The 11,838-nt window shown below is 65.9% G+C and carries 10 protein-coding genes and 1 tRNA gene; 3 read left to right on the top strand and 8 right to left on the bottom strand.

Annotated features, from left to right (window positions below; translation table 11 throughout):
• The first annotated feature begins 198 nt into the window (after positions 1 to 198).
• A complete protein-coding gene (locus RMO51_RS12175; protein ID WP_310394983.1) occupies positions 199 to 3,198 on the top strand; it encodes a 7TM diverse intracellular signaling domain-containing protein in 3,000 nt (999 codons plus the stop codon).
• Positions 3,199 to 3,214: 16 nt separating this feature from the next.
• Here the strand turns inward: RMO51_RS12175 and RMO51_RS12170 are convergent, their stop codons facing one another.
• The 8 genes from RMO51_RS12170 to RMO51_RS12135 form a co-directional block, all read right to left on the bottom strand.
• Positions 3,215 to 4,420, bottom strand: a complete 1,206-nt coding sequence (locus RMO51_RS12170; RefSeq protein WP_310394981.1) for a lactonase family protein — start codon at positions 4,418 to 4,420, stop codon at positions 3,215 to 3,217.
• Positions 4,421 to 4,641: 221 nt separating this feature from the next.
• Positions 4,642 to 5,277, bottom strand: coding sequence for a hypothetical protein (locus RMO51_RS12165; protein ID WP_310394979.1), 636 nt, complete (start codon positions 5,275 to 5,277; stop codon positions 4,642 to 4,644).
• 532 nt (positions 5,278 to 5,809) lie between these two features.
• Entirely contained in the window at positions 5,810 to 6,337 is a 528-nt protein-coding gene (locus RMO51_RS12160; RefSeq protein ID WP_310394977.1) for a GAF domain-containing protein, read from the bottom strand.
• Between the two features lie 206 nt (positions 6,338 to 6,543).
• Entirely contained in the window at positions 6,544 to 7,899 is a 1,356-nt protein-coding gene (locus tag RMO51_RS12155; RefSeq protein ID WP_310394975.1) for a DUF2254 domain-containing protein, read from the bottom strand.
• A gap of 147 nt (positions 7,900 to 8,046) precedes the next feature.
• A complete protein-coding gene (locus RMO51_RS12150) occupies positions 8,047 to 9,225 on the bottom strand; it encodes a hypothetical protein (protein WP_310394973.1) in 1,179 nt (392 codons plus the stop codon).
• Between the two features lie 246 nt (positions 9,226 to 9,471).
• Positions 9,472 to 9,553: transfer RNA gene (locus RMO51_RS12145), tRNA-Leu, on the bottom strand.
• Between the two features lie 28 nt (positions 9,554 to 9,581).
• Positions 9,582 to 10,121: an iron-sulfur cluster co-chaperone HscB C-terminal domain-containing protein gene (locus RMO51_RS12140; RefSeq protein ID WP_310394972.1), complete on the bottom strand. Its 540-nt coding sequence runs from the start codon at positions 10,119 to 10,121 to the stop codon at positions 9,582 to 9,584.
• A gap of 45 nt (positions 10,122 to 10,166) precedes the next feature.
• Positions 10,167 to 10,451, bottom strand: a complete 285-nt coding sequence (locus tag RMO51_RS12135) for an antibiotic biosynthesis monooxygenase family protein (protein ID WP_310394970.1) — start codon at positions 10,449 to 10,451, stop codon at positions 10,167 to 10,169.
• A 132-nt stretch (positions 10,452 to 10,583) separates the two neighbouring features.
• Here RMO51_RS12135 and RMO51_RS12130 point away from each other — a divergent pair, with 132 nt between their 5' ends.
• Together RMO51_RS12130 and RMO51_RS12125 are read left to right on the top strand one after the other, a co-directional pair.
• Positions 10,584 to 11,621 carry an alpha/beta hydrolase gene (locus RMO51_RS12130; protein ID WP_310394969.1) on the top strand — a complete coding sequence of 346 codons (1,038 nt, stop codon included), beginning with the start codon at positions 10,584 to 10,586 and terminating at the stop codon, positions 11,619 to 11,621.
• Complete coding sequence (locus RMO51_RS12125) at positions 11,590 to 11,763, top strand: hypothetical protein (protein ID WP_310394968.1); 174 nt, start codon at positions 11,590 to 11,592, stop codon at positions 11,761 to 11,763. Before RMO51_RS12130 ends, RMO51_RS12125 begins: the two co-directional genes overlap by 32 nt.
• Positions 11,764 to 11,838: the final 75 nt, after the last annotated feature.

The raw sequence follows: 11,838 nt of genomic DNA, 5'->3' as shown, positions 1-11,838 counted from the left end.
CTAGTCTGTTAGCACTCCCTGTTCAAAAACCAATACCCTCGTTTCATTGTCATATTTTTTGATTGCCACAAACCGAACAAATCCTGACAGGCTAGTTGCAGTAACGAGTATATACCATTGAATATGAAGGAATAAATATTTTATAGAAATTCATTTGATTTCGTGTTCCTTTGCCAACTTGCCGCTTTGCTCTCCTCCATGAAGCAGTTCGTCTCGTTGCTTTTGCTGCTGCTCAGCAGCGGGCTGGGCCTGCTGGCCCGCGCCGCGCCGGGCCCGCCGGTCGGGCCCGCCGGGCTGCTGGTGCTGCGCGACACGGCCCGGGTCTATCCGCTGGGTCGGCACTGGAGCCTGCTGGCCGACCGCCGGCCCGACGCCTACGCGCACCCCCTCACCCTGGCCCAGGTGCAGGCCCCGCCCTACGCTGCCCGGTTCCGGCCCAGCACCGAGGACGTGCCCAACCGCAACGCCGACCCGGCCGACTACTGGCTGCACTGTCAGGTGCGCAACGACGGCCGCGCCGCCACCGCCTGGATTCTGAACGTGGGCGTTTCCAACGTCCGCACCTTCGAGGTCCTGCTGGTGCGCGACGACGGCCAGCTTTTCCGGCAGGTGGTGGAGGACGGCGCTTACCTGGCCCGCACCCACGCCGTGCCCAGCCGGGTGGTCAACGTGGCCCTGCCGCTGCGGCCGGGCCGCAACTACGCGCTCTACGTGCACGGCTGGGCCGACCTGTTCTCGTTCAACATCACCGAGCGCAGCCATTTCCTGCAAGTCAACCGCGAGTGGGACGTGCGCTCGGCCGTGTACTTCGGCATCCTGCTGGCCCTGGCGGCGTACAACTTGCTCCTCTTCTTTTCGGTGCGCGACCGCGGCTACGGCTACTACGTGCTCTTCACCCTGAGCTTTGGCCTGGTGCAGGCCCACATGATGGGCTACCTGCAGCAGCTCTGGCTCACCGGGCTCGACGGGGCGCAGCAAACCGTGGTGCAGGAAGTACTGCTGGGCATCAACCTGGCGGCCGGCATCCAAATGGCCCGTGCCTTCCTCGACACCGCCCGCCTGCTGCCCCGCGTGGACCGGCTGCTGCGGGCCGCGCTGTTGCTCACGCCGCTGCCGGTGCTGGCGTGCTGGCTGCCCGTGGCGGCAGCGGCCTACGTGCCGCTGGTGGTGCCGCTGCTGGTGTGCATCCTGCTGATTGCGGCCGGCCTGTGGCAGCTGGGGGCCGGCTACCGCCCGGCTCGTTACTTCATGGCCGGCTGGGCGCTGTTGGTGGGGGCCATCGTGGTCTACTACCTGCGCACGATGGGGGTGCTGCCCGTCAGCTTCCTCACCGAGCACGGGGTGCGCATGGCCTCGGCGCTCGAAGTTATTCTGCTGTCCATCGGCCTGGCCGACCGCATCAACCTGGCCCGGCAGGAGCGGCAAGCGGCCCAGCGGCAGGCCCTGGCCGCCTGGCAGGAGAAGGACGAAGTGCAGCAACGCGCCAACGAAACCCTGAGCCAGCGGGCCCGCGAGCTGCAGCAGGCCTACTCCGAGCTGCAGGAAAGCCTGCGTACCACCGGCCGCCTGCAGGAGCTCGACGAGCTGAAAACGCGCTTTTTCACCAACATCAGCCACGAGCTGCGCACCCCGCTCACCCTCATTCTGGGCCCCCTGGACGAACTGCTGACCGGCACCCCGCCCGCCCCGGCGGCCCTCGCCGCGCAGCATGCCCTCATGCACCGCCACGCCGCCCGCCTCCTGGAGCTCATCAACCAGCTGCTCGACATTGCCCGCCTCGAAGCCGGCCAGCTGCGGCTGCACGCCCGCCCCACCGACCTCCCGGCCTTCGTGCGCAGCAGCGTGGCGGCGTTCGACTCGCTGGCCGCCGCGCGCGGCCTGCAGCTGCGGGCCGTGGTGCCCGCCGCGCTCCGGGCGGACGTGGACCCCGACCAGCTCGAAAAAGTGCTGACCAACCTGCTCGGCAACGCCCTCAAGTTCACGCCCGCCGGCGGCAAGGTGCAGGTGGACCTCCGGGCCGAGAGCGCCCACGCCGTGCTCACCGTGGCCGATACCGGGCCGGGCATCCCGGCCGCCCACCTGCCGCTGATATTCGACCGCTTCCACCAGGTGGATGACTCGCCCGGCCGCCGCCACCCCGGCTCCGGCATCGGCCTGGCCCTGGTGAAAGAGCTGGTGAACCTGCACCACGGCACCGTCACGGTGCAAAGCACCGAAGGCATGGGCACCACGTTCGTCGTGCGCCTACCCATAATTAATGAAGAATTAAGAATGAAGAATGAAGAATTAAGCCCCATACTTAATAAGGAACTACCAGCATCCAGCAGGCCAATGGTAGAAACTGAGAGAGAGGAGTTGCTAGCGGAGAATCAGGCGGCTATGAACCAGAACTCCTCATTCCTCATTCCTAATTCTTCATTAAGCGAAGCGTCCAGCGCAGCGTCTCCTCTGGTGCTCGTGGTGGACGACCACGCCGACATGCGCGCCTACGTGGCCCAGTGCCTGGGGGCCGAGTTCCGGGTGCTGACCGCCGCCGAGGGCGAAGCCGGCCTGGCCCAGATTACCGACACCCTGCCCGATTTGGTGGTGAGCGACCTGATGATGCCCGGGCTGGACGGCCTGGAGCTGTGCCGCCGCCTCAAAACCGACGAGCGCACCAGCCACATTCCGGTGGTGCTGCTCACGGCCCGCACCGCCGACGACAGCCGCCTGGCCGGCCTGGAGCTGGGCGCCGACGACTACCTCACCAAGCCCTTCCGGCCCCAGGAGCTGCGCGCCCGGGTGCGCAACCTGCTGCGCCAGCGCGAGCTGCTGCGCCGCCGCTTCGCCCGCGAGGTCACCTTGCAGCCCCGCGACATCGCCATCACCTCGGCCGACGAAGCCTTCCTGACCCGCGCCCTGGCCGTGGTGGAGCGTGAGCTGGCCAACGCCGATTTCGACGTGGAGCAGTTCGCCGCCGCCCTGCACCTGAGCCGCATCCAGCTCTACCGCAAGCTCAAGGCCCTCACCGACCAGGCGCCCACCGATTTTGTGCGCACCCTCCGCCTGCGCCGGGCCGCCCAACTGCTGGCCGCCCAGGCCGGCAACGTGGCCGACGTGGCCTACCAGGTGGGCTTCACCAACCTGTCGTACTTCAGCAAATGCTTCCGCGAGCAGTTCGGGCACGTGCCGTCCGAGCACGCAGCCAGCGCCGCTTGAGCAAGGCCGCGGGGCCTCAGCGCGTAAAGTCCTCCACCACCTGCACAAACATGGGCGCGGGCACTTCCGCCGTCTGGCCGGTGGGCGTGAGCTGGCCCGACTGCGGGTCCACCCGGAAGCTCACCAGGTTGTTGGAGTTCTGATTGGCCACCAGCAGCACTTGCCCGGAGGGGTCGAGGGAGAAGTTGCGGGGCGTCTGGCCCTGGGTGTCCACGTCCTGCACGGGCAGCAGGACGCCGCTGCCGCTGTCGATGGCAAACACGGCGATGCTGTTGTGGCCCCGGTTGGAAGCGTACAAAAACAAGCCGTTGGGCGCCACGTGGATGTCGGCGCAGGAGTTGGGCCCCGCGTAGCCGGCCGGCAGCGTCGACACGGTTTGCAGCTCCCGGAACCGGCCTGCGGCCGCGTCGTAGGCCAGCGCCGTCACCGTCGAGTTCAGCTCGTTGATGAGGTAGGCCCGCTTGCCGTTGGGGTGGAACACGAGGTGGCGCGGCCCCGCGCCGGGCCGCGCCACGAAGGCCGGCTCGGCCTGCCGGGTGAGCTGGCCCGCGGCCGGGTTCAGGCGGTAGCCCACCACCTGGTCGGTGCCCAGGTCCACCGCGAACGCGTAGGCGTTGGCCGGGTCGGGGATGAAGCAGTGGGCGTGGGGGCTGGTCTGGTTGGGGTGGGGGCCGCTGCCCGTGTGCTGGGCCGTGGCGCTGGGGGCGGCCAGCTGCCCGTCGGCGGCCACCGGCAGCAGGCTCACGTTGCCGGCCGAGTAGTTGGCCACCAGCGCGGCTTTGCCGGTGCGGTCGAGGCTGACGTAGCAGGGCGAGGCGCCGGCGGAAGGCTGCTGGTTCAAGGCGGTGAGGGCGCCGGTGCGCGGGTCCACGGCAAAGGCGCTGACGCCGCCGCCCGCCGCCCCGCGGAACGTTTGGGTTTCGCTCACCGCGTACAGGAAGCGCCGCCCGGCGGGCATGGCGAGGTAGGTGGGGTTGGCGCCGCCGCGCTGCGCGCTCACGCGGGTGAGGGCGCCGGTGGCCGGGGAGAGGCGATACAGAAAAATGGTATTTTCCTGCTCCGAAGCCACGTTGGTGCCCACGTACACCAGGTAGTCCTTCGCGCCGTCAGTCCCGGGCCGCCGCGTGCAACCGGAGGTTCCGGCAAAGGCCACCGCTGCCAAAACAAGCGAAAAACGCGCGAAAGACAAACGCTGGCGGAGAAAGGAAGGGGCAATGGTCATCGGAAGCCGGGGGAAGGTGAGGGCCGCAAATGTGCAACAATCCGGGCACTGCGCGCTGCATCGCTCGAAAAATCGCAACTGCCGCCGCCCCTGGCTCACGAGCGCCCCGGTTCGTTGGTTGCCCGCCCCGGCGCCCGGCCGCTTCGGGAACGAACTTTCGCCGGCCATCCCGTCCGAAAGGGCCGCAAGCGGGGAATACCCGGACCAAAAATGCGAGTCGGTTACCGCTTAGCCAGGGCTTCGAGGTTCATGCCGGTGGCCACCGATTTCACCAGCTCGGTGTCGTTTTGGCCGGTAGCTTCCACGGTGAGCAGAAACCGGTCGCCGACGGCCAGCATGACCGTGGCCTTGTGGTCTTTCTTATCGAAAGTTTCCATGCCCTTCACGCCCGCCTGCTTCGTTTTAATGCCGCGCATGAGTTGGTTATCGTCTTCAATTTCCATCCCGCTGCTCATCATCGCGGTGGCGCCCATGAAGAGCGCGCCGGCCCCGTTGTAGTCCACCAGGGTTACCTCAAGGCTCTGGTCGCCTTTCTTGTATTCCTGCGAGGAAGTGGCCATGTGCATGCCCGCCATATTCGTGCTCTGGCCCTCGGGCGTGCCCTCGGCGGCAAAACCGGCGGGGCTGGCCGGCAGGTATTTTTGCAGCTCCTTGTAGTTCAGGGCCAGCGTATCGCCTTGTTTCCGGCGGGTCACTTGGCGCGACTGCGCCGCTTCCATGTTCTTGCCTATTTCTTCGGCCGCTTTGGCCGTGGTTACCACGGCGCTGTAGGCATTTTTGGCTTCCTGGGCTTGCTCGCAGCTGGCGAGGACGAAGGCGAAGGTCGCGGCCACGCAGAATAAAAGGAGGTTTTTCATGGTAAAGCCAGGGCGGCATTAAACATTTGAACGGCTAAATATAGTAACGCAGCCTGTTTCACGCTGCTCAACCCCTTTTAATGGGTTATTCCAACCCGCCATGCGGCGCAGCCCCCCTTGCAGAAGCTTCCGCCAGTGCCCGAATGGTCGGCCGATGCGCGCCAGCTCAGCCGGAACCGCCGGGCCCGGGCAGTTATCTTTCCCCAGGGCTTCGTTAAGAAGCTATTTGAATTAGCCGCTGGTCGATGTAGAGACGCATCCTTGTGTCTTGTCGTTGAACGAAATTGGCCGAACTGCGCGCACGACGAGACGCAAGGATGCGTCTCTACATCGTCCTCATGCCACCAAAAAATAACTCAAACAGCTTCTTGTTAGTCAGATATCGGATGACTTAATTCTGGTTACTTAACTTGGTGTTACGCAGTCCGCCGGCGCCGGCGCGCGTCTCCGACGCGCTGCTGCTTGGGCTGGCGTTTGCAACGCCCCGTCCGCGCCGGAGACGCGCGCCGACGGACTGCGTAATAGCAGTTACTTAATCTACTGATTGGCCGGCCATGTAGGCTTCCACCACCGGCTGCAACGGGGGCAGCAGGGCTCCGAGGTAGGCCCGCTCGGCGGCCGTCCAGGGGCGGGGCCGGCCGAACACGCAGGGCTGCAAAATGCCCCAGAGCGTTTGGTCCGCCACAATGTGGGCGTGCACCAGGGCGCGGTGGCCAAAGGTCTGGTGCTCAAACTCGCGGTTCAGTATTTCGGGGCCGGCGGTTTCTACGTCCTCGACATATACCGAAGGCCGGGCCGCCAGCGCCGCCCGAAACAACGGGTCCTGATGCGGCAAGGTACCGGTGTCGTCCTGCCAGGGGTGGCGCGGGTCCGGCACGGCATCGTCGCGGCGCCAGACCAGCGCAATGCGCCCCCGCCCGCGGGCCGGGTTGCGCACGTACAAAAAGCAGCGGTCAACGTCCAGGTGGTGGCCGACGGCTTCCAACGTGCGTTGCAGGCGGGCTTCGGGTGGCAGGCCAGGGCTAGCCAACAGGTTAGCTAAAGAATGAATGGGGTCCATGGGGCTTGGGGAGTTGGGGTTGAGTGAAGCGGGGACGGCCCCGGAAATAAACAGGCCAGCGGCCATTTCGCCTCCCGGCGGCTTTCAACGGCGGCCCCGGGAACAGCTCGCCCGCTGCCGCCTAAGTTTAGTTCTTCCGTGTTCTTAGGCGCTGCCGTAGACTGCGCCCCCGGTTTTTCAGCGCCGCCCGCTGGCAGAAGGATTAATCAATGAAAGTTCTCCGGCTGGTGCGAGTCCGTTGCCAGCCTCGCTAAGTTTTCCAGCGCGCCCAGGCGGTGGCGCAGCTCTTTTAGTTCGTCCTCGCCCGGCACTTCGTTGAAGCCCGCCACCAACCGCCGGCCCAGCTCGGCCAGCAAGTGGCGGTCCGGCCCCTCCGGCAGGGTCCAGGCAATGTCGGTGAAGGCCCGCATCAGCCGCAGGCTCACGGCCACGTCGGTGCGCGAATAGGTGCGAATTTGCTCAAACGCCGACTCGGCCAGCCGGTCGAAGCCCAGGTAAGACACGCTGACCCGGAGCGTGCCGGGCGGGTCAAACAGCTGGGTGGGCGGGGTGCTCCGCGAAGCGAAGCGAATCAGGATGCTGCTGAGCTGGTCTACGCAGCTGACGGCGGTGCTGGGGTCGTTCACGGCGGGCGAAATGGCCTTCAGCGCAATATCCACAATTTGCAGAATGCCGTATTCGATGTCCTGCTCCAGGGTGCGGGTCGGGCCGAACTGAAACGCCCGGTGCAGCTCCTGGCCCAGTTCGGGCGTGAGCCGCTGGCCCTTGGAGACGGTGAGCAGCGGCACACCCGCCGGCACGAAGTGCCCCACGCGCCGCAGAATCCGCACCCGCAGGCGATTGGCCTTGGCCACCCGCAGCAGCTCGCCGGTGTCGATGGTGCGCACGTAGCCCGAAACGGTCCCCAGCACGGGGGCTTCCCAGGGGCCGGGCTCGTCGGGCACCAGCACCGGGGCCGGGCCCGTGCCGCGGCGCTTGGGCATCATGCCGTCAATCATTGCCTCGGTTTCGCGCGCCAGGCGGTCCACGATGTGGTTGACGCTGATGGCCTGCGAAATGTGGTTGATGAAGTAAAGCAGCCAGCCCACGCAGGCCACCGCCAGCCCCATGGCGCCCAGCACTGTGAGCACCGGCGAAAACGGAGCGGGCAGCGTGCGGGCCGCGGGCAGGGCGGCCAGGCAGTACAAAAAGGTCCCCAGGAAAATGCCCAGCGTCTGCTGCGTGACCCGGTCGCCGACGAAGGTGACGATGATGCGGGGCGAAAACTGCATCGAGGCCAGCGTCAGGGTCATCAGCAGAATGGCGAATACGATGGACACCACCGTCATCATCGACGTCGCGATGCTGCTCAGGATGAGCTGCGCGGTCTGCGGGTCCTCGTTCGAGGGGAACAACAGGGCCGGCACCCAGGTGCTCATCCGGGGGTGCCCTTCTTCCAAAGTCGACAGCCCGGCCCCCACGGCGCCCAGCGACAAAGCAATCAGCAGCGGCCGGACCAAAAATCCCCCCCGCAGGTTGTACATGAGGTGGGTAAGGGCTAAGCCCAGGCGTCGGTTGCGCATTGGAACGGGTCGGAAAAGCGAATCAGCAAAAATAATCAACCCGGCCAACGCCCCGGGCCCCGCCCGGCCTCTCATTTTCCACGGCCCTCGTCGGTAGGCCACCCGCCGTTGTTGCGCATGGTCCGAGTGGTCGAGGCTTTCGGCAAGTTACTGGCCGGCGAGCACCTGCCGGGCCCGTTTGCGTATGCTGGCTTCGAACGAGGCCCGGGACAGCCCCACGTGCCGTTTCACCTCCGGGTTTTTCAGCTCCTGCCGAATCGAGGCGGGCAGGAGCGCCGCGAATTTCTCCAGTCCGCCCACGCCGCGCGCCAGGCCGCTCACGGCGCGGAAGTAGCCCACCTGCCCGGGTATTTTTTTGCAGCCGGCCAGCAGCGCCGCCAGAATTTCCGCCCGGTCAGCCAGGGATAGGGCCGGGTGGGCGGCGATGCCCTCGCCCCACTCGTCGAAAAACGGGCCCAGCGGCAGCAGGAAATCCGGCGATTGGCGCAGGCACCGCACGTCGCGCAAGGGGTAGTGCCGGTGGCCCTCGGCCGCCAGCAGGCGCTTGTACAGCCGCGCCGCCACTTGGTACGTGCCCCCGTAGGGCGCCGCATTGTCGTGCGCCAGCCGGGCAAACCGCGCGCGGTTGGCATCGTTGGCGGCGTCCGGCGTCCAAAAAGCAATGCCCTGGTCCAAATCGCCACAGTTGTGCGTCAGGCTCATGGCCAGCCGCAACACTTTAATTTCCTGGCCGGGTTGCCGGAGCGCGAAGTTAAACTCGTGCGCCTCGCGCCGAAGTTCCGCCTCGATGGCGTCGGCGGCTTTTTGCGCGTATTCGTCGTCTCCGTGCCGCACGAACGAGCCCAACGCGCCGGCCAGTACGCCCAGTATTTCGCCGTTGTGCCCGCTCACGGGCCCGACGCCGGCCAGTTCCGTCGTGCGCGTGGAGAGGCGCGTGAGGTCCCAGGTCAGCGCGTGCAGCCCAAGGTCGAGCATGCGCCGCCGGCTGGCGGGGTCCAGGCGCGGCTGCCACAGCCCCCCGCGAATCTTGCTGTCCACGTCGGTGGGGACGAACGTGGCGACCGTGGCGTGGTGGGCGGCCAGGCACAGTGCGAAGTAGTCCTCCCGCTCCTCGGCCGAGGGCGAGGGCGTGGCGGGCAGCGCATCCGCCGCGCGCAGGATGTCGAGCCAGCCGTACGGATGGCCGCCGAGGGCAATTAACCGCCCTTGCGCCCGGGGTTCGGGAAATTCATACGCCGGGTCGAACAGAAAAGGCGCGGTATTGCGCACCAAGCCGAGTAGGTTGCCGGGACCGATGGTGCCGTTAAATGGCAGTAGTTGCGTCATGGAAAGAACTTTGGGGCAAGCGGGGGCCTTGGCGGGCCGAAAGCCGCCATTGCTGCGCCGCCGGCCAAACAAATTTTCCCGAGGTAAAAAAGCGGCCAAAGCCCGCGGGCAAGTCAGGGCTTTGGCGCTGGCGAGCCGGGTCAAATAGCCCGGCCGCGCAAAAAAAAGCCGCGAGAGCGTAAACCTGTTGTCAGGTTTACGGCTCTCGCGGCTAGTTGGTGGTGGGTGGCCCGACCCCTACCGCTGTACCCAGAGCCGGAGTCGAACCGGCACACCTTGCGGTATTGGTGTTTGAGACCAACGCGTCTACCGGTTCCGCCATCTGGGCAAATGCAGAAAATTCCGCTCTGCCGGTATCAGGAGCGGGCCGCAAAGGTAGCCACTTGCTGCTGAATGCGCAACAGATACCGCTTCTTTAGGTAGTAGGTGCGGATTTGCTGGAGCGCGGCGGGGCGGTGGTCGGCCGGTAGTCCATCGTAGCCCGCCAGTACGGGTTGAATGCCAGCGTCGAGCGTGGCAGCCAGGGCCGTCACCTCAGCGGCTACCTGGGCTTGGGCGGCAGCATCGGGCGCGGTTTCCAGGTCCATGAGCTGCTCGTTGAGGTCCAGCATGTCCATCAGAAAATCGGGCGGCAGCGGCTCCTGCTTGCTTTCCTCTAGCACGCCGTGGCGGCGCAGCAGGTAAGCCATGCGCTGGTCGGGGTCGGTTAGGGTGCGGTAGGCATCGGTGTTGAGCGTGGCCTGCTGCAGCATCGCGGCCTGGTTATCGGCCGACGAAGTGGCGTGAAAATCAGGGTGCGTTTCGCGGCTCTTGGCGTAGTAGAGCCGTTTGAGCGCCGCCTCGTCGGGCTGAAAGGATTCGGGGAGGCCGTAGAAGGCGAAGTAGTCGGGGGACATGGTGGGGGCGGCGCGGTATCAGACAGTGGGAAAACAGTACGGCTACTACGCCGGAACCACCGAAAAGGCCACGGCCGGCGCCGCGAATAATTGCTTGGTGGCCGGCCAGACCGCGCCGAACAGCGCCGACTGGCGGTAGGCATCGAGCGCGGCCGCGTCGTCCCAGCGGCTGTGGGTGCAGTAAGTGGCGGGGTGGTCGGCGTCCTGCCACAGCTCCAGGTGGCGGCACCCGGGCTGCTGGCGGATGCGGTGCTCGGTTTCCCGGAAAAGCGCTAGGAACTCGGGCACCCGGGCGGGCGCAAAGGTCATGCGAACAATGCGAATGAGCATAAAAATGATGGTGGTTCGGATTGGAAGAAATGAGTGATTCCTCAGAAAAATTACAATAATACCAACTCGCAACGCAACCCCACCGTAAATATTTGCCGGCCCCGCACCCGCCGCCCCTTACCAATCGCACCCATGAAATTTTCCTTTCCCGCTCCCCGCACCAATCCTTTCGCTTGGACAGTAACCTTGGCCGCCGGCTTGCTCCTGAGCAGCTGCAACAGCCAGCCCACCGCCACCGAAACCGACCAAACGGCTACCGTCGTGGCCAGCGACACCAACGCGGCTTCTGATAGCGCCGCCACCACGGCCTCGGCTTCCGGCGCGCCCGGGGCCGTGAAGCCCACCGGTGCCAAGCCCACTTGGGGCCCCAACCTCACGCCCGAGATGCAGGCCGTCATCGAGCAGCTCATGAGCTTCAAAAATAAGCCCCTGCCCGAGCTTACCGCCGCCCAGGCCCGCAAGCAGCCCAGCCCCGCCGACGCCGCCCTGAAGCAGATGCGCGCGAGCAACATCCCCGCGCCGCCCCTGAACGTGGACACGGCGAGCAAAACCCTGCTGCCCGGCGTGAAAGCGCGCATCTACACGCCCAGGGGCGGCGCGGCGCCCATGCCCGTGATTGTGTACTGCCACGGCGGAGGCTGGGTCATTGCCACCATCGACACGTACCACGCCTCGGCCCAGGCCCTGGCGGAGAAAACCGGGGCCGTGGTGGTGGCGGTGGAATACCGCAAGGGCCCCGAGCACAAGTTTCCGGCGGCGCACGACGACGCTTTTGCCGCCTACCAGTACGTGCTCAAGAACGCGGCCAGCATGAAGGGCGACCCCAACAAGGTGGCCGTGGTGGGCGAAAGCGCCGGCGGCGGCCTGGCGTGCGCCGTGAGCATGATGGCGCGCGACCGCAAAGTGGCCCTGCCCAAGTACCAGGTGCTGGTGTACCCCATTGCCGGCTACGACCAAAACACGCCCTCTTACCAGGCCAACACCGAAACCGCGCCGCTCAACAAGGCCGGCATGGGCTGGTTTTTCAAAAATTACCTGCGCACCCCGGCCGACGGCCAGGACCCGCGCATCAACCTGGTGGCGGCCAACCTGAAAGGCCTGCCCCCCCACCACCATCATCGCCGCGGAGTACGACCCCTTGACGAGCGAATGCAAGACGCTGGCCGATAAGCTCGAAGCTGCCGGCGTGAAGGTCAACTACAAAAAATACGACGGCACAACCCACGAATTCTTCGGCATGGCCGGCGTGGTGCCCCAGGCCGACGAAGCCCAGGGCGTGGCCGTGGCGGACCTAAAGGGCGCGCTGAAGTAAGCCGCCGATTCAGCTGGCAAAATGATGCAGCTGGCGCAATTATAAGTTGTCAGGCATTAGTTGTTAGTTGTTAGC

Source organism: Hymenobacter sp., from assembly GCF_031398885.1.
Taxonomy (GTDB): domain Bacteria; phylum Bacteroidota; class Bacteroidia; order Cytophagales; family Hymenobacteraceae; genus Hymenobacter.
The sequence above is the reverse complement of the archived record's forward strand: the minus strand, read 5'-3'. Positions and strand labels throughout refer to the sequence as shown.

Coding starts and splice junctions, on each gene's coding strand:
- RMO51_RS12140 (WP_310394972.1), bottom strand. CDS start 10,121: ATGTCCCCCGACTACTTCGCCTTCTACGGCCTCCCCGAATCCTTTCAG.
- RMO51_RS12135 (WP_310394970.1), bottom strand. CDS start 10,451: ATGCTCATTCGCATTGTTCGCATGACCTTTGCGCCCGCCCGGGTGCCC.
- RMO51_RS12160 (WP_310394977.1), bottom strand. CDS start 6,337: ATGGACCCCATTCATTCTTTAGCTAACCTGTTGGCTAGCCCTGGCCTG.
- RMO51_RS12165 (WP_310394979.1), bottom strand. CDS start 5,277: ATGAAAAACCTCCTTTTATTCTGCGTGGCCGCGACCTTCGCCTTCGTC.
- RMO51_RS12170 (WP_310394981.1), bottom strand. CDS start 4,420: ATGACCATTGCCCCTTCCTTTCTCCGCCAGCGTTTGTCTTTCGCGCGT.
- RMO51_RS12155 (WP_310394975.1), bottom strand. CDS start 7,899: ATGCGCAACCGACGCCTGGGCTTAGCCCTTACCCACCTCATGTACAAC.
- RMO51_RS12130 (WP_310394969.1), top strand. CDS start 10,584: ATGAAATTTTCCTTTCCCGCTCCCCGCACCAATCCTTTCGCTTGGACA.
- RMO51_RS12150 (WP_310394973.1), bottom strand. CDS start 9,225: ATGACGCAACTACTGCCATTTAACGGCACCATCGGTCCCGGCAACCTA.
- RMO51_RS12175 (WP_310394983.1), top strand. CDS start 199: ATGAAGCAGTTCGTCTCGTTGCTTTTGCTGCTGCTCAGCAGCGGGCTG.